The 24,042-nt window shown below is 48.4% G+C and carries 29 protein-coding genes; 28 read left to right on the top strand and 1 reads right to left on the bottom strand.

All coding sequences use genetic code 11. The features are described 5' to 3' along the window. Nucleotides 1-12: 12 nt before the first annotated feature. Nucleotides 13-864 (bottom strand): tyrosine-type recombinase/integrase, encoded by an 852-nt coding sequence (locus tag Q0X97_RS04095; RefSeq protein WP_302065864.1) that lies wholly within the window; start codon nt 862-864, stop codon nt 13-15. Between the two features lie 307 nt (nt 865-1,171). Here Q0X97_RS04095 and Q0X97_RS04090 point away from each other — a divergent pair, with 307 nt between their 5' ends. The 28 genes from Q0X97_RS04090 to Q0X97_RS03955 all read left to right on the top strand — a co-directional run bounded on the left by Q0X97_RS04090 (nt 1,172) and on the right by Q0X97_RS03955 (nt 24,027). Then, complete coding sequence (locus Q0X97_RS04090) at nt 1,172-1,888, top strand: lytic transglycosylase domain-containing protein (protein ID WP_302067676.1); 717 nt, start codon at nt 1,172-1,174, stop codon at nt 1,886-1,888. A 74-nt stretch (nt 1,889-1,962) separates the two neighbouring features. After that, on the top strand, nt 1,963-2,277 hold the full coding sequence (locus tag Q0X97_RS04085; RefSeq protein WP_302065867.1) for a hypothetical protein: 315 nt from the start codon (nt 1,963-1,965) through the stop codon (nt 2,275-2,277). Nucleotides 2,278-2,289: 12 nt separating this feature from the next. Then, the gene (locus tag Q0X97_RS04080; protein WP_302065868.1) at nt 2,290-2,724 is read left to right on the top strand and encodes a VirB3 family type IV secretion system protein; all 435 of its coding nucleotides are present in this window, start codon (nt 2,290-2,292) and stop codon (nt 2,722-2,724) included. A gap of 34 nt (nt 2,725-2,758) precedes the next feature. Continuing rightward, entirely contained in the window at nt 2,759-5,038 is a 2,280-nt protein-coding gene (locus Q0X97_RS04075) for a conjugal transfer protein (protein WP_302066147.1), read from the top strand. Between the two features lie 94 nt (nt 5,039-5,132). Next, entirely contained in the window at nt 5,133-5,792 is a 660-nt protein-coding gene (locus Q0X97_RS04070) for a type IV secretion system protein (RefSeq protein ID WP_302065869.1), read from the top strand. A 48-nt stretch (nt 5,793-5,840) separates the two neighbouring features. Further along, nucleotides 5,841-6,758 carry a type IV secretion system protein gene (locus tag Q0X97_RS04065; protein ID WP_302065871.1) on the top strand — a complete coding sequence of 306 codons (918 nt, stop codon included), beginning with the start codon at nt 5,841-5,843 and terminating at the stop codon, nt 6,756-6,758. Nucleotides 6,759-6,769: 11 nt separating this feature from the next. Then, complete coding sequence (locus Q0X97_RS04060; RefSeq protein ID WP_302065873.1) at nt 6,770-6,964, top strand: hypothetical protein; 195 nt, start codon at nt 6,770-6,772, stop codon at nt 6,962-6,964. A 9-nt stretch (nt 6,965-6,973) separates the two neighbouring features. Beyond that, nucleotides 6,974-7,450, top strand: a complete 477-nt coding sequence (locus tag Q0X97_RS04055) for a hypothetical protein (RefSeq protein WP_302065874.1) — start codon at nt 6,974-6,976, stop codon at nt 7,448-7,450. Between the two features lie 187 nt (nt 7,451-7,637). After that, a complete protein-coding gene (locus Q0X97_RS04050) occupies nt 7,638-8,354 on the top strand; it encodes a virB8 family protein (protein ID WP_302065875.1) in 717 nt (238 codons plus the stop codon). Between the two features lie 18 nt (nt 8,355-8,372). Continuing rightward, complete coding sequence (virB9, locus tag Q0X97_RS04045; RefSeq protein WP_302065877.1) at nt 8,373-9,218, top strand: P-type conjugative transfer protein VirB9; 846 nt, start codon at nt 8,373-8,375, stop codon at nt 9,216-9,218. Then, nucleotides 9,215-10,519, top strand: a complete 1,305-nt coding sequence (gene virB10 / locus Q0X97_RS04040) for a type IV secretion system protein VirB10 (RefSeq protein ID WP_302065878.1) — start codon at nt 9,215-9,217, stop codon at nt 10,517-10,519. The genes virB9 and virB10 overlap by 4 nt, the downstream gene beginning before the upstream one ends. 62 nt (nt 10,520-10,581) lie before the next feature. Further along, nucleotides 10,582-11,673: a P-type DNA transfer ATPase VirB11 gene (gene virB11 / locus Q0X97_RS04035; RefSeq protein WP_302066148.1), complete on the top strand. Its 1,092-nt coding sequence runs from the start codon at nt 10,582-10,584 to the stop codon at nt 11,671-11,673. Between the two features lie 11 nt (nt 11,674-11,684). Next, entirely contained in the window at nt 11,685-12,044 is a 360-nt protein-coding gene (locus Q0X97_RS04030) for a hypothetical protein (RefSeq protein ID WP_302067675.1), read from the top strand. Between the two features lie 16 nt (nt 12,045-12,060). Then, entirely contained in the window at nt 12,061-12,456 is a 396-nt protein-coding gene (locus Q0X97_RS04025) for a single-stranded DNA-binding protein (protein ID WP_302065882.1), read from the top strand. 61 nt (nt 12,457-12,517) lie between these two features. Beyond that, nucleotides 12,518-14,554 (top strand): type IV secretory system conjugative DNA transfer family protein, encoded by a 2,037-nt coding sequence (locus Q0X97_RS04020; protein WP_302065884.1) that lies wholly within the window; start codon nt 12,518-12,520, stop codon nt 14,552-14,554. A gap of 111 nt (nt 14,555-14,665) precedes the next feature. Beyond that, complete coding sequence (locus Q0X97_RS04015; protein WP_302065886.1) at nt 14,666-14,941, top strand: DUF1778 domain-containing protein; 276 nt, start codon at nt 14,666-14,668, stop codon at nt 14,939-14,941. Further along, nucleotides 14,934-15,425: a GNAT family N-acetyltransferase gene (locus tag Q0X97_RS04010; protein ID WP_302065888.1), complete on the top strand. Its 492-nt coding sequence runs from the start codon at nt 14,934-14,936 to the stop codon at nt 15,423-15,425. The genes Q0X97_RS04015 and Q0X97_RS04010 overlap by 8 nt, the downstream gene beginning before the upstream one ends. Before the next feature lie 70 nt (nt 15,426-15,495). Next, nucleotides 15,496-18,537 carry an LPD7 domain-containing protein gene (locus Q0X97_RS04005; RefSeq protein WP_302065890.1) on the top strand — a complete coding sequence of 1,014 codons (3,042 nt, stop codon included), beginning with the start codon at nt 15,496-15,498 and terminating at the stop codon, nt 18,535-18,537. 113 nt (nt 18,538-18,650) lie between these two features. Further along, complete coding sequence (locus tag Q0X97_RS04000) at nt 18,651-18,851, top strand: hypothetical protein (protein WP_302065892.1); 201 nt, start codon at nt 18,651-18,653, stop codon at nt 18,849-18,851. Next, entirely contained in the window at nt 18,838-19,113 is a 276-nt protein-coding gene (locus Q0X97_RS03995) for a type II toxin-antitoxin system RelE/ParE family toxin (protein ID WP_302065894.1), read from the top strand. The genes Q0X97_RS04000 and Q0X97_RS03995 overlap by 14 nt, the downstream gene beginning before the upstream one ends. Before the next feature lie 125 nt (nt 19,114-19,238). Then, a complete protein-coding gene (locus Q0X97_RS03990) occupies nt 19,239-19,526 on the top strand; it encodes a CopG family ribbon-helix-helix protein (RefSeq protein WP_302065896.1) in 288 nt (95 codons plus the stop codon). Next, nucleotides 19,504-19,782: a type II toxin-antitoxin system RelE/ParE family toxin gene (locus Q0X97_RS03985; RefSeq protein WP_302067674.1), complete on the top strand. Its 279-nt coding sequence runs from the start codon at nt 19,504-19,506 to the stop codon at nt 19,780-19,782. The genes Q0X97_RS03990 and Q0X97_RS03985 overlap by 23 nt, the downstream gene beginning before the upstream one ends. 125 nt (nt 19,783-19,907) lie before the next feature. Next, complete coding sequence (locus tag Q0X97_RS03980) at nt 19,908-20,846, top strand: hypothetical protein (protein ID WP_302065900.1); 939 nt, start codon at nt 19,908-19,910, stop codon at nt 20,844-20,846. Nucleotides 20,847-21,028: 182 nt separating this feature from the next. Then, entirely contained in the window at nt 21,029-21,460 is a 432-nt protein-coding gene (gene mobC / locus Q0X97_RS03975; protein ID WP_367881730.1) for a plasmid mobilization relaxosome protein MobC, read from the top strand. A gap of 16 nt (nt 21,461-21,476) precedes the next feature. Beyond that, nucleotides 21,477-22,547, top strand: coding sequence for a traS protein (locus tag Q0X97_RS03970; protein WP_302066153.1), 1,071 nt, complete (start codon nt 21,477-21,479; stop codon nt 22,545-22,547). 98 nt (nt 22,548-22,645) lie between these two features. Beyond that, nucleotides 22,646-22,945: a hypothetical protein gene (locus tag Q0X97_RS03965; RefSeq protein ID WP_302065902.1), complete on the top strand. Its 300-nt coding sequence runs from the start codon at nt 22,646-22,648 to the stop codon at nt 22,943-22,945. A gap of 83 nt (nt 22,946-23,028) precedes the next feature. Beyond that, entirely contained in the window at nt 23,029-23,181 is a 153-nt protein-coding gene (locus tag Q0X97_RS03960) for a hypothetical protein (protein ID WP_302065903.1), read from the top strand. 18 nt (nt 23,182-23,199) lie between these two features. After that, nucleotides 23,200-24,027 (top strand): site-specific DNA-methyltransferase, encoded by an 828-nt coding sequence (locus tag Q0X97_RS03955; RefSeq protein WP_302065905.1) that lies wholly within the window; start codon nt 23,200-23,202, stop codon nt 24,025-24,027. Nucleotides 24,028-24,042: the final 15 nt, after the last annotated feature.

Raw genomic sequence — 24,042 nt, 5'->3', positions numbered from 1 at the left:
TTTTCAGACGGCCTATTCTCGGCTGCCTGTTTCACTCTCGATCATCTCGCGGGCTTGGTTATACCGTTCCCGCAAATAATCTGAATACCATTGCATCATCTCTATCCGCTGCGGCAGATACTCCGTGCGGTGGTATGCCGCCCGCACTTTGTTCTGTTCTACATGGGCCAGCTGCCGCTCAATTACATCGGGCGGGAAACCGTTTTCATTCAGTACATCGGTAGCCAAGCTGCGGAAACCGTGCGGGGTGGCGGTGCCGCTATAACCCATGCGTCCCATTGCATAGCTTAGGGTGTTTTCACTCATTGGCTTGCTGCCGTCTTTGTAGTTCGGGAACAGATACCGGCTGTAACCCGTAATAGGGTATAGATTCTCCAAAAGCTCCAACGCCCAATCAGACAAGGGCACAATGTGCGCGGCCCGCATCTTCATCTTCTCGGCGGGGATAACCCATAACCGCTTGTCTTTGTCGATTTCTTCCCATTCTGCAAGGCGGATATTTCCCGATCGGACAAAGGTAAGCATGATAAACATCATGGCAATTCGGTTTTCTTGGCGCATCGGCTCGCGGATTAAACGGCGGTAAAACTCCGTGATTCCGCTTTGCGGCAAGGCGGGCTGGTGTTTGACTTTCTCACGCACAATCACGCCGCTAAGGGCAAAAGCGGGATTCTCTACCGCTCTGCCCGTCTGAATGGCGTAATTGAAAACGACCTTGATACGCTGCAACACACGGGCGGCGGTTTCCGGCACTCCCCGCGCTTCTATCGCCCTTACTGCTTCCAGTAGCAAAGGGGCTTTGATTTCGGTAATGGGGTATTTTCCAAGCATCGGGAAAGCATCTGTTTCCAAAGAATGCAACACGCGGTCGGCGTGGGTGCCCGTCCAGCGCGGCAGTTGGTTTTGATGCCATTCACGGGCGATTTTTTCAAAGCTGTTCGCCGTTGCCGGAATCGAACCGGCACGACCTGTTTAGGGTCGACGGATTTTAAGACCGAACAATAAATTATAACTAATTGTTTTAAAAGATAGTGAAGCCTGCAAATACAGTCACAAACAGTGAATTAAATAGATATTCAGTCACAAATTTGTCACAGCTAAAAAACGAAAACTTAAGCCTGCCTATCGTAAAGGGTATGTTTAAATTTTCGTTTTTATTTTGAATATAGCTATGGAAAAGCGTAAACAAACTAATGTTTATATATCATTTAGCGTGATGCCGTCTGAAGTATTTCAGACGGCTTTTTTTACCCTTCACAAAGGAGTATCTAAATTGAAACGAAATAAAACTATTTTCGTATTGGCGACAGCATTCTGTTCCGCCATCTGTACCGCAGCACCGTATCCGCAATATCAACATTTAGTAGAAAAACATGCGGCGGCGCAAGGTTTAGACGCAAATCTAGTATGGGCGGTTATGGCTCGTGAAAGCGGTGGCAACCGTTACGCATTGTCAAATAAGAACGCCCGCGGATTGATGCAAGTTATTCCGCCGACTGCTGCACGAATGGGTGTTAACCCTAAGCATCTTTATATTCCCGAATACAATATTCTGGCCGGAACACGTTACTTGAAATTCTTAAGTAAGCGTTATAACGGTAATATTGACTTGATGCTTGCCGGTTATAACGCCGGAGAGGAGGCCGTGGACAAGTATAAAGGTATCCCCCCATACAGGGAGACACAAAATTACGTCCGATTGGTGCGTAACCGCTACGCACAATTGAGTGGCAATCCCGCTCATGCTGCTAGAATACGCACTGCATTTGTTAAAGCCGCTCACCGCACACAACCTGTTGCCAAAGTGGGACGGATCAAGCCAGCTGAAATGGTTTATACCCAAGCACCGAAACAATATGCTTCTTGGGATGTGTTTCGAGAATTTTAAATGTGGCCTTCGGGCTTTTTTCATTTGCCGCCTTATGCGGCTTTTTTTGTTTGTATTTTAAAAAGGAAAAAATCATGATGAACAACATCAAAAAAGCAGTAAACAACCCCAAAACCATTGCAACTGTTATGTTGATGATGGCAGCTCCCTTGGTTTTGGCAGATGGATTTAACGAAGGTGCTCAACTTGCAATAAAAATTCGGACGGGTATTTACACCATTGTCGGCGTTATTTGTGGCATTTCTATGCTTTGGTTCTTCCTTCAGGCAAAAAGCGGTCGTAAAACATGGGGTGATTTTTTTGAAATTTGCTTATATGTAGTTGGTGCAGGTGCTTCAATTGCCTACGCTACTTACCTATTTACCAAAGGCGGATCAATGACGTTTTAAGCAGAGGTTTCGATGAAAAGAGAAGACATTCATACTGAACATCCGACATTTAACGGTTTGAACCGTCAGGCGATGATGTTCGGGATTCCACTTCAAGCCGTTGCAACCTGCCTATTCTCAGGAATGATGTTTTCTTTACCCATGACATATTTCCTTGGGTGGCGAGCGTTGCTTTTCTTACTGCTGCCACTGCCGTTTTTGGCATTTCTACGCACTATCTGCGCCAACGACGACCAAGCTCTTCGAATTTACTATTATGAAGTGATGTATTTCTTGCGCCGCCGCAATGCCAAAATGTTTAACGGTACTAATACCATTCTCGCCACGAAATTTGGGAGACAACAAAGTGATTATCAGCGATTTATTGAGGAATGCGTTAAAAGCTCAACCGGCGCAGTCAGATTTTCTGCCTCAGATTTGCCAACACGTTACAAACAACATCGTTAATTACAAAACAGGTCACTTGGCCTTCGTAATACGTATGGAAGGGTTACCCTTCGATGGTGTGGACGACAAGCATTTGTTTACACAATTTGTAGGGTTGCGTACGCTTTTGGCCGGTATGGGCAAAACTTTGGGCAATCGTCTTGGTGTATGGGGTACGTTGCAACGCCAAAAAATAGTGTTCGAGCGTGAATACGGCTTTCAAACAACTTTTTGCCAAAACTTTGCAGACAAGTACCTTAAGCGTTTTCAAGAAGCAGATTATTACGAAAATGTTTATCACTTAACGGTTGTAATTAAAACTGACTACTTGGATGCAGGTATAAAAGAAGCAGAAGAGCAGATTCAGATTCTAATGCGTTCACTTGAGCCTTACGATCCGTATTTGCTGACTGCATATCAGAATGAAAACGGCGTACCTTTTTCTGAAGTGTACAGTTTTTTCGGTAGTTTGATTAATGGGTCTTATGAAGAGATTCCTCTGTCAACCGTAGATGCGTATCAGACTATTGCAGGCAGTAATCTACACTTCGGCTCAGATTTGTGTGAAATCCGAGCCCAAAATGGTACTCGCAAATTCGCGCAGATGTTTGACCTAAGGGATTTTGGAGTAAGCAAGCCGAAAATACTTACTTCGATTTTGCGATTACCTTGTGAATTCACATTTACGCAAAGTCTCGTATTCATCAATCCCTATGAAATGCAAGGTGAAATCCGCAAAAAGTTAAATGACTTGGATTCGGTAAATGACAAGGCTGTTAGACAGATTGAAGAGTTGGAGGAAGGTCAGGGATTATTGACCTCAGGCGAATTAATGTTCGGTGATTATCATGCTGCCTTAGTTGTTTACGGCAAGACTGCGGAAGAGGCAGCGTCCAACGGTGCACGTGCTTATTCCACATTCCTGAATTCAGGTAGCTACCGATTTACCAAAGCAGGCTTGTCTGCCCCTGCAACATTTTTTAGTCAAGTGCCCGGCAGCCGCGAAAAGCCACGTTCTTTCCCCAAAACTACCACCAATTTTGCCTGTACCTTTGGCATTCATAACTACTCGCACGGTAAGAAACTTGGTAATCCAATTGGCGATGGTACAGCGATTATACCGCTGCAAACTACGTCCAAAACGATTTACGACTTCAACTTCCATTTTTCCAATCCGAAAGAGGACAATGTCGGCGACAAAATCGCCGGTCACACGTTAATGTTGGGCGCAACCGGTACAGGTAAAACTACGCTGCAAACGGCTATGATGGCCTTTGCCGAACGCTTTAAGCCGTATATGTTTGTGATGGATTTAGACAAGGGAATGGAAATATTTATCCGCTCCATCGGCGGTTCATACTTTGCACTTGAGGCAGGTGAGCCGACTGGACTAAACCCATTCCAACTGGTTGATACACCCGCCAACAGGGAGTTTCTCTACGGCTTGGTAGGTATGTGTGGTGCAGACGAAAACGGGAAGCTTACGGCTACGGAAGAACAGGAGATCCAGTTTGCGGTGGATACAGTGTTTAGTTTGGATTTTGAAAACCGGCATTTTAGCCACCTGCTACAAAGCATCCCCATCTCGCCGGATCCCAACTCTCTACGTGTGCGCTTATCGAAATGGTGCCGTAGCGAAGGTGGCCGTTTTGCGTGGTGCTTGGACAATCCGACCAATTTGTTTAATCCAGAGCAGTTTTACCGCGTCGGTTTTGACTTGACAGATATTCTTAAGGACAACTATCCCCCGACCGCTCCGGTACTGGCGTATATGTTTCACCTCCGCAATATCATGATGGACAAAGTTGCCAAGGAAAACGGTATTTTAGCAACGATTATCGAAGAATTTTGGTATGCAGCGCGTTTTGAAGCCTTGCAGGATATCATGCTAAAAATCCTGAAAACTGACCGTAAATTAGGCGGCTGGCTGATTTTGGTGTCGCAATCCCCCGAAGACGCCATTAACTGTCCAATTTTCCCAGCGATTGTGCAGCAGACACCGACAAAGGTTTTTCTGCCCAATCCTGATGCGGAGTACGAAAACAGCTATGAACGCTGCGGTCTGACAGAAAAAGAGTTTGACGAACTGGCTAAACTCTCGCTGGAAAGCCGAACCTTCTTGGTCAAGCAATCGAAACAATCGGCATTTGCAATGCTAGACTTATACGGTTTTCAAGATGAAATGGCGTTTTTGTCCGGCTCGTCGGACAATGTGGAGCTGCTGCACCGCGTGATGGAAGACGTTGGCAGTGAAAATCCTGAAGTTTGGTATCGCCCGTTTGTAGAAGCTTTGCAGCAACGTCGTGCAGAGAAGAAAAATGTCCGTACAGTTTAACCATGTTTTAAACCTAATTGAGGCCGTTTGAGCATTTTCAGACGGCCTTTTCCTTTGCCGCTTCAAGCGGCTTTCTTCAATAAGGAGTTTAACGATGAAAATCAATTTGAAAAAGACGGCAGGTGTAATTTTGTCCGTAAGTATGGCGGTTATGCCACTGACGGTTTCGGCAGGTGTCCCAGTTACCAACCCACTGCAACTTGCACAAGATGCGGCTAATTTTGTAAAACAAATGGCCGAATACAGCAAGCAGTTGACGGAAATGAAAAAGCAGTATGAGCAGCAACTTAAACAATTCAAATCCATGACCGGTTCGCGTAATTTAGGCAATATCTTAAAAGATGCCGTGAAAGACCAAGTGCCGTCTGAATGGAGCACAATTTATAAGGGGGCAAAGGACATCGATTATAAATCGGTGATCAACAGCAAGGGTTATGATTCCAAGTTTGCCGACCGTATGACAGTTCAGAATTATCAGGAAATGGAGAAGGTCTTTGATTCCATGAAGGAGCAGCTAGCTAGTCTAGATGCTATGATGAATAAGATTAACCAAACCCAGGATATGAAGGCTGCGGCCGATCTGCAAAACCGCATTGCAGTAGAGCAAGCCAAAATTGCCAACAATCAAACCAAGCTGGATATGCTTGATCGTCTGTATGTACGACAACAGGAACTAAATAAGCGCAATTATGCTGCGCGAGAAGCTTGTATGGCAAAGCATATGGCGTCCGGTAACTACGCTGCCTGCAAATAATCTAAACCATATGCCCGGCTGATGTCGGGCATTTTTTAGGAGCGGAATATGCCCAGCAGTTACTTTTCAGATGCTGCCAATATCCTGATGAATGGAATGGGCAGCAATCTATTTTCCAAAGCAGGCAATCTCATCAGTGCCATTGCACCTGTTTTTCAAATAGGCTTTGGTATTTATATGCTTTTGGTTGTTTTGGATTATTACAATCGTGGCTTTGATGAAAAAGCCGTAGATTTGGGCAAGCGTATGATAGGTTGGCTGGTTATTATTGCCTGTGCGTTTAATGCTTCGCAGTATGCAAAAATTGCCGATATTGCTTGGAATTTGCCCGATAATCTGAGCGGCGTGTTCGGTACGGCTGAATATACTGCTAGTGCTTTAGACAGCAATATAAATAACATCGTAGAGACTTGGGGTAAGATACAAGCTTATGCGGCAGAATTGGATTGGGATCAGATCTCAGACAAGCTGCTGCTGTATTTAGTTGGTGTGTTCATCTTTATTTTAGGCTGCTTGTTTTTTGCTGTCACATTTGCCTATTATCTAATTGCCAAGCTCTCTTTGGCAATGGTTATTTTAATCGGTCCCCTGTTTATTGGTTCCATGCTCTTTCCTTCTACGCGGCAATGGGGAATGAATTGGATTGGACAGATTTTAAACTACGCTATAACCGTCACATTCTTTACCATTTTGGGGACGTTACAAAATGATTTCTTTGTAAACCATATGCAGAATGTATTTACAAGGGAATCTTTTTCTGTTGCGGAAGTCATAATGACATTACCTGTATTTATTACAGGAACAATTCTGTTCATTATTGTGGCTTGGAATATCCCTTCGATTGCTTCAGCACTCACCGGTGGTGCATCGGCAAACGGCTTCAGTCGGACGCTAATGTCGATTTACACTCAAACCAAAAATCTCAATTTTGGCGGTAGAAAAGGCGGGAAAATTTCCAAAAATTAAGGAGTTTGATTATGTCTCTCGGTAAATTTTTTGGCGCGATGCTTCTTGGCTCCATACTAGCATTAATTATTATCACTGAGTTTTGGGGAACGGATCACAAGGCCATACCATTGGTTGTAGGTACTACCATGACCTCCATTATCGGGCTGTTTTTGGTAATGATGAGTAAACGGAATGTGGTGGTTATCCATAGAGACGAAGATTAAGGAACTTATATGAAAATTCTTTTGCCAATTATGATGTTGAGCTTGGCTGTTTCAGGTTGTGCTCAGCTTTCAGACGGTCTTCAGGCTGTAAACGATACCTTAGCCGGTATCAATTCAGGCTTGTCCGGCTCATCGGGTAATGCTTCAAGTACATTGTCGCTCGGCACAAAAACAACCGAACAGTATGAGTTGAACAACCTGAAGATGTTTGTTCGTCAATTGGGCGGCAATTATGAGGGTGCATTGCCTCAGACGGAAGTAACATTTACCGGTGAAGGTCGCAACAAAACCAGTCGCTTAATGGTTGTGAGTATCCATGTCCCAATCTACGATAAGCAGGGTCGTTATGTTTCTTCTGTGATGACCGATGTGCATATGCCGGCTAAAGAAAGGGTCAAAATTAATAATACGGTCGTTACAGTATCGCTGACTGACGGGAACCGTTTCAATACTCAAAAAACGAAGTATCAAGTCAACCGTTTTTAATTTTATCTCTAAAAAAACACCTCCCTGTGAGGTGTTTTTTTACGTCTCCACCAAAGGAATAAATTATGAAAACATTTCTTCTCATCTCTATTACTGCCGCAGTACTGTGCGGCTGCTCAAGCAAAAAACCACCTAAGCCACATGGTTCGGCGTTCCCGATTAACATAACGGTTCAAGAGGTTAAATAATGGCTCAACCTAGCAACAACAAAGCGGCCGGCCAAACCGCAAAAAATAAAATGGCCACTGAGTTCATCAATGCAGCTAAGGCGTTTGAGAGTGCGGAAATTGTTCGCGTCCACAAGTCGGCCAAAATTGCATGGCGTATCTGCGGTGCGTGTCTTCTGATTACCGGTTTAGCTGTGGGAGCGGTGGCCGGACTGACACCATTAAAAGAAACACGGCCGTATGTGGTAAAGGTGGATAACAATACCGGCCTGACCGACATTGTTACGGTGATGAAAACCAAAGAACAGAGTTATGGAGAAGTCATAGATAAGCATTGGCTAAGTCAATATATCCAATATCGTGAGAGCTATGATTGGGTAACGATTCAAGACAGTTATGATGCGACCATACTGTTCAGTTCACCCGAAATTCAGGCAGCATTTGCAAAAATCTACAATGACAATCCTCAAGCGCCGCACAAAATTCTTAAGAACCAATACAAGGTAATCGCCAAGGTAAAAGCCATTACCTTTATAGGTAATACCGCGCAAATCCGCTTCGAAAAACGCATGATCCCGGTAACAGGTGATTTGAGCAAAGAGATTCCGGTGCAGAACATGATTGCCACCGTCGGCTATGAATACGCCAGTCAGCCGATGAGTGAAGAAGCGCGCCGTATCAATCCATTGGGCTTCCAAGTGAAGAGCTACCGTGTTGACCCGGAAACCGCGCCTTAAAAAAAGAAAGGGTAATCGATGAAATTCAACAGTAAATCAGCAGCATGGGTATTGGCGGCGGTGCTGTCGACCGGTGCATCGGCGGTAGTGGTGCCGACCGGCTCGCCTAAGGACGGCCGCATTCAGACGGTAATGTACAGCCCAAACGATGTAGTGCATATCCGTGCACGTGTGGGAAACGCGGTATTGGTGCAACTGGAAGATGGCGAACGTTTGACCGGTGATGACACTACTGCCCTGGGTATGGGGGACGCAGATGCGTGGAAGCTATCCGTTAAGGGCAACAACATCATTTTTAAACCGGCTGCTGCTTCACCAAACACCAATATGATTATCACAACGAATAAGAAGCGGACGTATGTATTCGACCTGTCAACTTCAGCTCCGAAAGGCAAGAAAGCACAGCAGACAACTTACGTCCTGCGTTTCGTATATCCTGATACGGCAGCCTATAAAGCTCAAGCTGAAGCTAAAAAACACGCTCGAGCTTTGGAACGGCTTAAACAGGCAGGCCATCGTCGGAATGCTAAACATAATTATGACTACTGGGGAAAAGGCGACAAATCCCTTGCACCGACAGCGGCCTACGACAATGGCCGCTTTACTTATTTAAGTTTTGATAATGGTCGCGAACTCCCGCTTATTTATAAAGTGATGGAGGATGGTTCTGAAGCTCTTCTTAATAGTCATGTTGATGGCGATACAGTGGTGATACATGAAACGGCGAAGAAGTATGTTCTGCGCTTGGGCAAGTCAGTTTTGGGTTTGGAAAACCGCGGCTATAACGAAAAAGGTTCTTTCAACCGCACAGGTACAGGAAACGGCGACTTTGTGCGTCTCAGCAAAGAGAAGGAAGGCAAATGAAACTGAGCATTTTTGAAAAATTCAAACGTAAAAAAACAGATCAGGTTTATAACGATACCCCAGTTCCTGATGGTAATTTTACCGAGCCGGAAACGCTGGCCAAGACAGTGAAAAACGATAAGATTGAGCCTGGTATGCCGCTCAACTTTGATACGTTCGTACCAAACAGTAATATGCGCAGAGTAGCATTAGCCGGTGTCAGTTTGATTGCTGCTGGAGTGTTAGTGTCAGGTTTAATTGGCATGACGGGTGGCGAAGACGAAGCACAGACTGCCGAAACGCAGGCGGCTTCGGAGCCAAAGGTTACGCAGAAAAAGGATTTTGAGCGTGATAAAAACGAAATGGCGATGATGGAAGCACAAGCTGCTTCAGAAGTGCAGTTAGAAGGTGTTGCTTCTGAGCCAGTTGTTGCAGCTTCTCAACCAGTTGTGAGCCAGCAGCCTGTTGCCCAGTACGACTACGGCAATACCCAGCCAGCAGTAACTGTTTCCCCTGAAAAAACCGCCAAAGACCGAAAGTTGGGCGGTGATGTATTAGTCAACGTGGATTCAGATTTGTCTAAGGTTTCGTCTAGCGTGGGACATTCTGACGGCCAAGGCATACCTGTTAGTAATTCAACCTTTTCAGACGGCAACCAAGGCGGTGCATCGAATGGTAATTTCGCTTCACGTTTGAATCCTACCGCAACAGATTCAGTACAAGCCCAACAGATCGGCGACAGCAGCTATCTGCTTTCTAAGGGAACCAATATCCGATGCGGCTTAGATACCAAAATCGTGACCACGCAGCCGGGGTTTACACGCTGCATTGTGTCTAAAGATGTGTATTCAGCCAATGGGCAAACGCTGCTTATTGAGCGAGGAAGTAAGGTCATCGGTGAGCAGACATCAGCTTTACTGCAAGGTCAGGCACGTGTGTTTGTGTTATGGAATGAAGTCGAAACACCATCGGGCGTGAAAGTATCCTTACGCAGCCCAGGCGCAGGCTCTTTGGGTGAAGGCGGCCACGGTGCGTATGTGAACTACCACTTTTGGCGGCGTTTCGGCGGCGCGATGATGATTAGTCTGATTGGTGATGCAACAGACAACCTGAGCAATCACAAAACTTCCGGTAACAATAACAACATCACCTATGAAAATTCAGTAGATTCGGCGCAGCAGTTGGCAACCGAAGCTCTGAAAAATAGTATCAACATCCCACCAACCGGCACAATTAATCAAGGATCACTGATTAACATCATGGTGGCGCGCGATGTTGATTTCAGCAATGTTTACGAATTAGTCAATCCCTACGGATACTGATTCAGAGTGCCTGTCCTTTGCGGCAGGCCATTTCTTTTTTGCAGGGAAAATCCATGAACAGCATTCAATCGGACGCAACTGTCCGTAATCTTTTGCAGAAAACAGGCTTGGACGTATATTTGAATACCCAAGGAGTTACTGAGGTCATCATTAACCGTGCAAACGAAGTATTTTTGGAAACATCTACGGGTTTTCAGCGGATTGAAGATACGCGATTAAGTCTGCCAGTGTTGAATCAATTGGCCGTGGCTCTGTGTACCTATAACAGTAAACATATCAATATGGAAAACCCGATTCATTCGGTAACTCTGCCTGACGGGGAGCGCGGACACATCATGATACCGCCATCTTGCGAAGACAAAACCATCGTGTACGCCTTCCGTAAGCCGTCTAAAACACGCTTTTCTTTGGACGACTATATCGACAGTGGTCGCGTTAATACTTTTAATGATGTGTCCACATACGGTAGTTTTTCAAATGGCATCAATACCAGTTCAATTGAAATCAACGGCAGCCGTTTCCGTGATATTGCCGATAAGATGAAACTGCCCCACGATGTGCCGTTGCTTGATTGGCAATATGAAATGCTGGAACACAAAGCTAATCGTAACATGGACGCATTTTTTGACTTAGCAGTGATGCACAAGCTGAACGTTTGCTCTGTGGGGCCAACTGGCTCGGGGAAAACAACGTTCACCAAGGCTATTGCAGACAAAGTACCATCTAATACCAGGATAGTCACGCTGGAGGACACACATGAGTTGGATTTGCCTAATCACCCCAACCATGCACATCTGTTCTATAAAGGTCACATTACTGCCAAAACGTTGATTGCCGCCTGTATGCGCTTGAAGCCCGATCGGGTATTCCTGACTGAGCTACGGGGAGATGAAGCGTGGGACTATCTTTCGCTACTCAACACCGGACACCCGGGTGGCCTAACTTCGGTTCACGCTAACGATGCTCGCAGCGTGCACTATCGCATCGCTCAGTTGGCCAAAGAATCGGCTACTGGCCGAACGATGGACTATGACTACATTTTGAATTCGGTTAAAGCCACAATTGATATTGTTGCCTTTTTCGATAAAACCTATATGACCGAGTTGTATTTCGATCCAGTTGAAAAATTCTATGCTATGCGCGGCCGTCTGTAACGGCTGTTTTTTTGGTGATTTACAAAAAGAAAGGTTTTCCAATGACTTTATCTGCTCCCGAAAAATTCAGCTATTTCGTCCGAGTATCCTTTTACGATGCTGGAAAAGACGGCGGCGTATTTTTGGACAAAAAAATTCGCGCTGCCAGTCTGATAGTGGAAACTCCGCCACTACGGTATTGGGATGATGTTGTTCAACACATCTTGCCTGAATTCGCAAAGATGTGTATTGGAAAAAACGAAATGATCGATGTCGAGTCAATTACTCCTGTCAGCTGGCCGCTGACACCCTATATGGTATTAGGTACTACGGGAAGCGGTAAAACCGGTGGAGAGTATACAACTCTTAAAGCCTTTGAAACGGATAATTAAGTCAAAGGGAGGTAGTATGCCATACATCAACAAAATCGAAGTAATGGGCAACTTAGCCAAAGACCCGGAGTTACGTTACATGCCCGATGGTACGCCGACGACTAAAATCACTGTGGCCGTTGCCGAAAAATGGACAGACAAAAAAACGAAGGAGCTTAAAGAGCATGTTGAGTGGTTCCCTGTCTTGCTATACGGTCGGCACGCTGAGGTCGTCTGTCAGTACATGAAAAAAGGCGACTGCATACAAGTGTATGGCAAATTGCGGACGCGCCAATATAAGGATCAAAGCGGTAACGACCGAAACGTAACTGAAGTAATCTGCAATGAAATGCAGATAATCCATACTGCAAACCGTCATACACAATCCGGTAATGATGTTTCGCCGGATGGCAGTTTATACGACATGATGTAATCTGAGCTTGTTTTTTAGGCCGTCTGAAATTTTCAGACGGCCTTTGTTTGGGAGTTCGTCCATGAAGAAATATTTGTCCACGGCTCTGTTGTTTGGCCTGTTGATGGTAGTAGCCGTCTGCGGAGGTTTGTATATCGGAGCCATGCTTTACACAGAATGGCTGGGATTAAAAACCGAACCGTCGGTATCTTTGCTTATCAAATATTGGCAGCATATAGAACAATTACCTGAAAACATGATTTTGTGGCTGTATGTTTCTTCTATTGCCGCAGCTATCCTGCCGGTTTTTGTTTTAGTTGTAGTGTTGACAACAGTGTTTTCCCGCCCTCAAAAGGAACTACACGGTTCGGCGCGTTTTGCCAACCTTCGGGAAATAAAGAAGACCGGGCTGCTGAGAAACGATTTTGAAGATTCAGACCCGCCCGATTTACTGGTGGGCAAGTATCAAGGCGAATACCTGCGGTGGGCAAACGACGGATTTGTGTATTTGGCCGCGCGTACCCGTGGCGGTAAGGGTGTCGGCTTTGTTGTCCCTAACTGTTTACATTATAGACACAGCATGGCCGTCAATGACCCAAAAAAAGAAAACTTCCTGATCACGGCGGGCTTCCGTGCCCGCTGCGGTCACAAGGTGTTTTTCTTCAATCCTTCCGGCACCATGCCCTACCATGACCGCGATCCTAGTGCTCCCCTTATCAGTCACCGGTGGAACCCGCTGACTTATGTGCGCCGAAACCCGATCAATACATACAAGGATGCGCTGGCGGTAGCAGCGGTATTTTACCCGTTACCAACGGAAGACCGCGGTAGCGTAAAGTTTTTCCAGCAGGAGGCGCAAAAGCTGTTTGTTGGATTGTTGCTTTATATGATCGAGACCGAAAAGGAGCGCGATTTAAGCAAGATCGAAAACAAAACTACGATGGCCAACCTGTTCCGCCTCACTACCCCTACTGACGGCAAAACCCTACAAGAGTGGATACGGGCAGAGTTTGAATTGCGGGCAGCGCAGCCTGAGACAACACAACTCAGCAGCAACTGTAAAACCCTGCTGATGGGCTTTGCCAACGGCAATGCCAAAACTAGCGGTGATGTTTTGTCCACTATGACCGCGCCGCTGGCGATTTTTTTGGATCCGGCGGTTGAAGCGGCCACCGGCGGTGATGATTTTTACCTAGACAACGTGTGCCGTAAACTTACCACGATTTATTTAGGCATTTCGCCGGAAGAAATCAAAGTTTACGGCACGCTGCTGAATCTGTTTTTCAGCCAGTTGTGTGATGTCAACGTGCGACAAGGGCTGCCGAAAGACAATAAAGATTTGAAATACCAATGTTTGCTGATGTTGGATGAATTTACGGCACTTGGCCGCATCCCAGCTATCGAAGAAGGTGTCGGTTACTTGGCCGGTTACGGTATCCGCCCAACCATTGTATTTCAGACGCCCGGACAAGTTGAGAAGGTTTACGGCAGAACCGGCCGTCAAACGTTTTTCAGTAACTTCACTTGCCGCTTGGTGTTTGCCCCGCGTGAGCAGGATGAAGCTGAAGAACTCAGCAAGCTGATCGGTTACTATACCTACAAAGCCAAGTCGTCCTCGCGCTCCCGAGGCAAAAACAGCAGTAGCAGCAGTAACAGTGTGAGCGATCAAAAACGCGCGGTCATGAATCCCGACGAGCTCAAAATCATGCCCGATAGTGATGTGATTATCAACATGACCGGTATCCGGCCTATCTATGCCGACAAAATCATCTACCACGAAGACCCGATTTTGTGTGAGCGTGCCAATTTACCGGTTCCCCATGTGCCTGAATTGCAAGTCACCCTTACTCGGAAGCAGCCGCCACAAGTGGTTACACCTGATTATGTATCCCCCGAAGATATGGCGAGCTTCAAATGGGGAGACGCGGCCAACTCTGATGAAATTGCCCGTGCGCTGCTCACATCACTGGTTAAGCCGGATAGCCCGCCGGACTTTGTGGAAAAAATAGTGCCGGTAATCATCCAAAACTGGGGTGAAGGCCGTTTTGGTATCGTGTCGGAAATCCTGAAAAACACTTCGACAGGCAGCAATAATCAACAGCCGCCGAAAGCGGCTTAATTAACGGTAATACACAGGCCGTCTGAATATTTTATATTTTCAGACGGCCTGCACTTGAATTGTACGGGTAAAAACCGTACAATTTAACTGTGAACCATTAGGAGAACCATCATGGCCGCCGCAACCGCCCGTTTTGAAGCCAGAGTAAACCGGGATACCCACGCTTTGTTGAAACGTGCTGCCGAACTTGAAGGCCGCAGTCTGAGCGATTTCGTTATTCGTGCAGCACAGGAGGCCGCCCGCAAAACTATTGCAGAGGCGGAGATACTCAATCTATCGTTGGCCGATCAAACCGCTTTTGCCGCAGCTCTGCTTAACCCGCCGCAGCCCAATACTGCGTTGCAACGTGCTTTGGAACAACACAACCGACTGATCGGCCATGACTGATTACCGTATCGTTCCATTGGATCCGTCAGCAGACCGCAAATCTTTCCGGAGTGCATCGGAACCGTTAAACCGTTATTTCCATACCCAAGTAACTCAAGACATCAAGCGCCGTATCTCCGCCTGCTTTACAGCCGTAGCACTGGACGGTTCGATAGCCGGCTACTACACGCTGGCATCCGCATCCGTTCCATTGGACAACCTGCCTGAACATATCGGCAAAAAGCTGCCGCGTTATCCGTCCATACCTGCCGTATTGTTGGGCAGGTTGGCTGTAGATGGGACGCACGCCGGCAGGGGCTTGGGAGGCATATTGTTGGCAGATGCACTGATACGTTCTGCCCGTGCGGAAATTGCCGTATTCGCCATGATTGTCGAAGCCAAAGACGCTCATGCCACCGCCTTTTACCGTCATTTCGGCTTTCTGCCGTTTCCTGACCGCCATGACCGGCTTTTTTATCCCTTAGGCAACCTTAAGTCCCGATGAATCTTCTTTTTTTACCCCTCAAGCCGTCTGAATATTTTCAGACGGCCTTTTTCATTTTTGGAGAACAGTTATGAGCAACTACGACGACATCCGTAATGCCTTAAGTTACATTGACCCGCATGATCGGGAAACATGGGTGCACACCGGATATTCACTCAAAAACGAGTTAGGCGAGAATGGCTTTGACCTGTGGGATCAATGGTCACAACAGGCTGACAACTACGATGCCCGCTCCGCACGCAGCGTATGGAAAAGCATTAAAAACCCGACACGCTCCATCGGTTCGCTGTTCCACGATGCCCGGCTTAACGGCTACCGTCCCGACAAGCCTTACACGCAGCCGTCAGCCGAAGAGCAGGCAAGGATTAAGGCCGAACGGGAGGCAACCCGCTTGGCCGAAGAACAAGCCCAAGCCGAACGTCGGGAACAAGTAAAACATCTCGCCCAACGGATTTGGGCGGGTGCTACACCTGCCCAAATCAGCCATCCCTATTTGGCAGCCAAAGGCATTACGGATCCGGCCACAATTGCCGGGCTGCGACAAAACATGTATCAGGGCGACAATAATCTGTTGGTGCCCGTGTATTACAACCGTGAGATTGTCAACGTCCAGTCCATCAATCAGGACGGCGGCAAACGGTTTTTGGCTGACGGCCAAGTACAAGGCGGCTTCGCGGTAGTGGGCGACGCCGCCAACACGCAAAACGGTATCGTTATCGCCGAAGGTTTAGCGACGGCGGCAAGTATCCATCAAGCTACGGGTAAAACCGTAATCGTGGCGTTCAATGCCGGAAATATGGTAACGGTATCGGAACGTTTATCCAAAAGTCTGCCTGAAAACGTACCTATTACGCTTGCAGTAGATAACGATGCCAGTCAGACAGGTATGAAAAAGGCTTTACAGGCAGCGGCATACTTCGGCGGTCGGGCACAGGTTGTCGAACCGGAATTTACCATGACCCAAATCAGACAATACCAGCAAGAAAACGGCATGGACGAACAAGGCCGTCCCAAGTTGCCTAGCGATTTTAACGACTTGCACCATTTGGCCGGTCTCGAAGCCGTCCGTGAAAAAATGGAATCGGTTTTCAGACGGCCTGAAACTGCACCGGCTGCCACGCCGCAAGCCGAGCCGATACCTGCCGCCGCGCCTGCCATCAGCGACGAAGAGTGGGCAGCCGTAGTTGCCGAAGAAGCCCGCTTATCGGGCTATTCCGCGCCGCCGCCCGCCGAACCGCCACACCAAGCCGCCTCAACCGAGGCGGCTTCTGTTTTACATAAGCAGGAGCAGGAGATGAACAGTAATCAACACGATGCACCTGAGACGGAAGCTACACCGGAGAAGCCGTCTAAAAACCCTCTGCCGGAAAACACGATCGAATACGCTTCGTTACGTCAGGCTAAAGAACCCGAACCTTATCAGGGTGTCGATCCCGATCACGTTTTTGGCGGCGGCCGTACCGCCGACGGAGTATCCGGCCGTGCGTATTATGAAGGCGATTTCAGGCATTATGAAATGTACGACCCGCGCACCAATATCCAATATTTGCGAAAGACCCCGCAGGAAATCCAAGCTGACTTGGATAATGCAGGGGATATTTACGGATATGAAGGTTTAACCCATGACGGTGAATTGGTGCCGTTCAGCAAAACTGCTGAAGGGTGGGAATCCCCGTTACCGGGTAACGCGCCCGAACAAACATCCGAACCCGACCAAGCGGAAAAAAACGACGCTGTACCGGAGCCGGAAGCTGCAACCGTAAAAAAGCCCGTAACCGATCTGAATTACCGCATCCCGCCGGAGAGCATTGAAAGCCGTTACGTTGTAGCCGGTGGAAAGTATTTGTCGGCGGCCAACCATACCACCGTGATGTTTACCGACGCGGGCAAAAAAATCAGCACCGCCAAGACTGACATGCAAACCATCAACGATATGCTTGAGGTGGCCAAAGAGAAAGGCTGGGACAGCATCAAAATCAGCGGCAGCCAAGAGTTTAAATCCATGATGTATGTGGCGGCTGAAAGCCGGGGTATCCGCACCACTGGATACCGCCCCAAACCCGAAGACTTGGCCTTGTTGGAGCGGATGCGCCAAGAGCGGTCGTTGAATGCCATCGAACCGCAGCCCGAACACGCACCGACGGTAGAGCCGGTAAAGGAAAAAGTCGCACCCGCCCCGTATCCCGGCGACAAGCGGCAAAGGCCGTCTGAAACCCAAGCGGGTGTAGCGGCCAAAACCGCAGCGGCCGCAGAAGTGGGAGAGCGGATTGTGGATGTCGGCACGGCACACTATCGCCACAACCCCAACGAGCAAATCAGTCCGTATATCGTGCTGGAAAGAGAGGGCAAGGAGCGTACCGTGTGGGGCGTGGATATACCGGATGCAATGGCACGCAGCGGAGCCGAAATCGGCGACCGCATCCATTTGCACAAGTTGGGTAAACAACCGGTTGAAATCGAAGTGAACGTGCGCGATGAAAACGGAAAAATCACCGGTACCGAGAAAAAAGAAGTCGAGCGCAATCTGTTTCGCATGGAAATCGTGCAAGACCACCGGCAGCAGCAGGAAAAAGAAGCACCTGCTAAAGGCGAACCGGAGAAGGTGTCCGCCAAGCCCGACGTGGAGATGTTGTCGAAAGCCGATAAGATGATGGCGCAGAATGAATTGCCGTCCGATGCCACGATCAATTCTTCTCCTGCCGCCGACACGCAACCGGGTGTGCCGTTGCAAGCCGTCGGACAATCCGAAATCCGCTCCGAAGTGGTCGTACAGGCCAACCGTATGAAAACGGCCGCACTGGAAACCAACTTTATTTCGGCACGATCGGTGTATATGGATAAAGCGTCCAAATTGTCGAAGGCCAACAAACAGCACCTGCAATGGCACGAGCGGAATGTCTTGGATACCATACGCGGTCTGAAAGGCGATGCCCGCACGTTGGCACTGACAAACTATTACGAGCATACGGCCAAACAGATGAGCGGTTCCAAGCTGAAACTGCCGAAGCCGATTAAGCAGCCCGCCCATCAGCAAACGCCGACCAACCAAACAACCGAACGCAACCAACGGCATGAACGTTCGCAAGGTAAAGAAATGGAAATCGAGCGTTAATGCAGCCGTCTCGAGATATGGCCGTCTGAAATTTCAGACGGCCTTATCCATTGACAAAACAAAGCCGTATCAGGCACGATAGCCCTATCCAATCTTTTGAAAGAGGTTCCGCGATGGCAGAAACCGCATTGAAACTTGATCCGAGACTTTCGGAATTCGATTCTCCGAACGAAGCCGATTCTTACCTGCAATGGCTTGAAAACAAGGTCGAGGCCGCCCGTGCTGCTCCCACAGTCAGCCATGAAGAAGCATTGGCGCACTTTGAGCAGCAACGGATGAAGAGACTGGAACGCCTGAAAAATGCACATCATTGAATGGTCGGCAGGCGCATTGTCTGATGTTGACGATATTCTCGACTTTATGTTTGCAGACAACCCTCATGCAGCCGTTGAAATGGATTTGCTGATACATGATTCGGTTCAGCATTTGTCCACTCTGCCGTATATAGGCAGAAAAGGTCGCGTGGCCGATACCAGAGAATATGTGATACACCCCAATTACTTGATTATTTACGAAGTATCCCCAAGCCGTGTGAAAATCCTGTCGGTACTTCATGTACGGAAAGAATATCCGTAACCTTATATTCTGTTTATCGCCTATGGCCGTCTGAAATTTCAGACGGCCTTTTGCTGAATTGTCAGTTGATGGGAAAAACTTCCTGATATATATTGTATATATATATTCTTGAAAGGAGATTGAAAATGGCACAATTTATTATGAATGTTCCTGATGCCGAAAAAGAGGCATTTATGGAAGCTGCCCGCCTGTCTGATCGCAATGCCTCCCAACTGGTACGGGAATTTATGCGCGATTTCATTGAAAAGCAGCGTTATGAGGCCTATGTGAGGGCGGAAGTGGAAAAAGGCTTGGCCGATGTTGCCGCAGGCAGAGTGCGTAGCGGGGAAGAAGTTGATCGGGAAATGGAAGCATTATTGGAGCAATGGGCTGATGAAGAAAGAAATGCAGATGCAGGTAGAATGGACGGATAAGGCCGTACAGCAGCGCAAGCAGCTTTTGGCAGCCCGACGGGATTATGCCGGTTCCGCTTCGGCCCGAAAAGCCTATGCGGAAATGAAGCGGTTATTAGATTTGGCAGCAACTCAACCTCAAATGGGAAAACCGGGAATCGTTAACGGTACCCGTGAATTATTTCTAATGCGCTACCGCATAGTTTACACAGTATCAGAAAACCACCTGACCGTTGTTGCCGTACTGCCCCAATGGCCAAAATGGCCTGATGAGTAAATCAATCCGTATTCACAATCTGCAATTGTCAAAAGGCCGTCTGAAATTTCAGACGGCCTTATTCACATTTGAACCATACCGCCCGGACACCTCAGTTCGGGCTTATTTTGTTTCGGAGAAAGTGTATGGAGAACGAAAGCAAACCCGCCGGCAGTAAACGCATGGAGATTTTGCAGCAGTCTTTGGCCAAAAAGCAGACTGCTTTCGACAACAAATTACAGGCGCATTTCGACGACGTACAGTCTGCAAACGGCCAACCGCTTAACGACAAACGCAACGGCCAAGCGACCATGAACCGTTGGGAACGGCAGAACGAGAGTTTGCGCACCCTTCAAAAAAGCATCGAAAAAACAGAGGCGGCCATCGAGCGGGAGCAGCGGAAAATAGATCATGTCGCACGCACCCCGATTCCCGAATTTTTAAAGCCTATGTTGGAAGCGGGAGAAATTACGCAGTGGCGCAAATATCCCAACCGCTTTTTCGTGCCGGGCGTGGAAAAAGCCCGTATTGTGTGGCACGAAGACAAACAGGAGTTCGGTTACAGCCATCTGCAAGGCGTTAAAGGGGAACAATACGCCAAATTCCGCGATACCTATAATCATATCCGTACCCTGCATAAGCAGGAACGCGAAAAAACGCTGAAAACAAACAGTATGGAAAACCCCGCTCAAGATACCGTTGCCGATAAAGCATGGCAATCTGCTTCGCCGGACAATGTTTCAGACGGTCTCTTTACAGAGCCATCTGAAAAAAGTTTAAGTAGCTCAATGAGGCCGTCTGAAATAGCTCAGACGGCCTTTTCCAATGGTGAAGCGGAGCAAAGTACGCAAGGCAGCCTGAATGTACTCAAACATCTATACCTGATGCAGACGGCCACTTTGTCCACAGCGGATAAACAGCACCGCACCGTTTTGGAACATGCGTTGGAAAAAACCATATCCGGCCTGCCCGCTGACGTGCAGTTACAGGCAAGGATTAATTTTTACCGTTCGCAAACTCAGGCAGTCGCAAACAAATATGAGACCACGCCGGAGCGGCAAACTGAAACCGGTATTGAGCGGTGATTTTGAATAGCGGTCGTAGATTGGCCTGCATCTGTCGTGGATGCAGGCTTTTTCGGGATGTATGATTTATGAATGATACAGCTAACCAAGCGAAATCAATACCTGTCAGGGTATTTGGTCTAAAAGAACACGAATTACATTCTCTTCGCGAAGTGGCCTTTAAACGTTACGGAAAAGCCAGTGTGTCTTTGTTGTCCAAAAAACTGTTACAGGCAGAGTTAGAAGCGGCCGCCGAACCCGATCCGGTACAACTGCCACCGCCCAAATGTAAAAAGCGCATCACCCTGCGCCTACCGGATAAAGACCGCGCCTATCTTGAGGCGGCAGCGGAGACACGTCGCGGCTCCATCAACGATGTTGTCAGAGACATTATCCAATCCCATATCTCGCACCATCCGATTTTGTCGGCATTTGAAGCCGATGTGCTGTCGCAGTCTAACTACCAGTTGGTCATGATAGGCCGCAATCTCAACCAAATCGCCCGCCGCCTGAATGCGGGCGAAAACGTATCTTTGAGCAGCCAACAGATTACCGAACTTAAAAAGTTCATTGATGCACACGTCGGCAGGGTAAACCATGTGCTGCAAACCAACCGCCGCAGGAAGCGGGAGTAGCCGGAAAGGAGTGATGATGACATTGCACCGTAAAATAGACGATTGGTTTTTGGGCTATAAAACCCGTGCCGTCAAAGCCAAAAAAGACGGCGGGCTGTATTTCGGCAGTAGCCGCCGTAGCAACGCCAAGCCGTTGAAGCCCGGCAGCGGTTTGGCCAACTTGCGCGCCGCCGCACTTAAACATCCCGAAGTGATGGTTAAAATCCCCAAGCGGCTCAGTAACAACTCCAAAGGTATGCGCGGTGTCCGCAACCATTTGGATTATGTATCGCGTAACGGCGAAGTGCCGCTGGAAACGCAATCCGGCGAAAAGCTGGTCGGCAAACGGGCGGTCATGGGTTTTGCAGACGATTGGCGGAAACTCGGTATCCCCGAAGAGAGCAAGCATAAAGAAGCCCTGAACATAGTGTTGTCCATGCCCGAAGGCACACCGCCGGACGCAGTATTGAATGCCGCCCGCAACTTCGCCGCCGAACAGTTTGCCGGGCATCATTATGTGTTCGGACTGCACCATGACAGCCACGATTCCGACGAACCGAAACACCCACACGTCCACTTATGCGTGTTGATGCGGGACGAGTTCGGGCGGCGGCTCAACCCGCGCAAAGCCGATTTGTTCGAGTGGCGTGTCCGGTTTGCCGAAAAGTTACGCGAAGAAGGCGTGATGTGTGCGGCCACCAAGCGGCAACACCGGGGCAAAGTACAGAAACCGGAAAACAGCCTGCTGCGCGCCATGCGGCAACGTGGTGTATTGTCTAATGCGGCAAGGCAACAGGCGGTTGAGTTGATGGAAGCCCTGAAAAATAGTGACCGCCCCAAGCATCCGTATCTAAAAGAAACCATGCAGACGCGCGGCATTGTCCTGGAACAATACGGCCTAATAGCCAAAGAACTATACAAGATGGGCAATAAAACCGAAGCCCGCATCATCAGCCAACTGGCAAAAGAAGTGGCCGGGCAATCGTTTGATACCAAAGCGCAAAACCAGTACGACACCGTTAAGGGCATCAAGCCTGCACACGATAAGCAGCAACAGCAATTCAGCCCACACGATCAAGACAGACAAGATAACGACATATCACGGTAATTTGCACAGTAGCGTTTTTTTAGAGAGATGTTTCCTGTCGGGAAGCATCTTTTTTTTTTCAGACGGCGTAGTCCGTTAATTCTATATAAGGAGCTTTTATGAAGACTAATCTTTCCGGCGTGGAACTGATCGCAGAAGAACGCCGCCATCAAATCGATGATCTTGGTTTCACCACGCAAAAAGACATGGCCTACCGTAACGGCGAGCTGGTCGAGGCGGCATTGGCTTATGCGAAAGCCGCCTCGACACAATCCGACAAATGCCCGCGCGGATGGCCGTGGAGTGAAAATACATGGAAACTGCAAAGCCCGATTGAAAATCTCGTCCGCGCCGGTGCGCTGATCGCAGCGGAAATTGACCGTTTGCAACATGAAATGGAAAACAGCGGCAAGAATTAAAGCGGCAAATGGTGTTCCATATATCAACAAAGGCAGGCTTGGGAGTTGTCCCTGCCTGCCTTTCGAGTATGAAAGGTGTAGTCATGATTTCTTCCGCCCAACCTGACAATGACCGCCTGTTTACCGGCGACTGCCGCCTAGTGCTGCCCCGGCTGACCCGACAAGGCGTGAAAGTCCAAACCTGTATTACCTCACCGCCGTATTACGGTTTGCGCGATTACGGTTATGACGGATAAATCGGCTTGGAACCGACCGTGAATGAGTACGTCGGCAATTTGGTGGAAGTGTTCCGTATGGTGCGTGATGTATTGGCCGATGACGGAACCTTATGGCTCAACCTCGGCGACAGTTATGCAGGCAGCGGCAAAGGCCGCAATGCCGACGGCAGCCCGTTTAGCGGGTATCAAGATTCGTTTCAGACAAACGTCCAACTGACAGGCCGTCTGAAAAGCACACCGCTGTCGGACGGCCTCAAAGCCAAAGACCTGATCGGCATTCCGTGGCGTGTCGCCCTGGCTTTGCAGGCAGACGGCTGGTATCTGCGCCAAGACATCATTTGGCATAAAACCAACCCGATGCCCGAATCCGTTACCGACCGCTGCGTCCGCTCACACGAATATCTCTTTTTGCTTTCCAAAAACAGCCGTTACTACTTCGATCACGAAGCCATCCGGGAGCCATCGGACAGTTACGACCGCCCCGGTGCAAACCGGCAAAATGATTTCTGCCGGACGAAAGGAAAATATACGGCAATGCCGAATCCCGGCCAACGTGCAACCCAACACCGCAGTAACCGTGAGCACACACCTGCCCGGCCGCTGCGTAACAAGCGCAGCGTATGGCCGGTATCCACCGTAGCCGCCCGCCACGACCATTTGGCGGCTTTCCCGCCGAAACTGATCGAGCCGTGTATTTTGGCCGGTTCCCGCCCGGGTGATTGGGTGCTGGATCCGTTTTCAGGCAGCGGCACGGTTGCGGAAACGGCCAACCGCTTGGGGCGAAAGTGGATAGGTATTGAATTGAATCCTGCTTTCGTCAATTTGCACGAACAGCGGACAGCGCAGCAGGCAATCGGCTTTTAATATTGGGGGAGTTTT

The organism is Neisseria sp. MVDL19-042950 (assembly GCF_030504625.1).
Classification (GTDB): domain Bacteria; phylum Pseudomonadota; class Gammaproteobacteria; order Burkholderiales; family Neisseriaceae; genus Neisseria.
The sequence above is the reverse complement of the archived record's forward strand: the minus strand, read 5'-3'. Positions and strand labels throughout refer to the sequence as shown.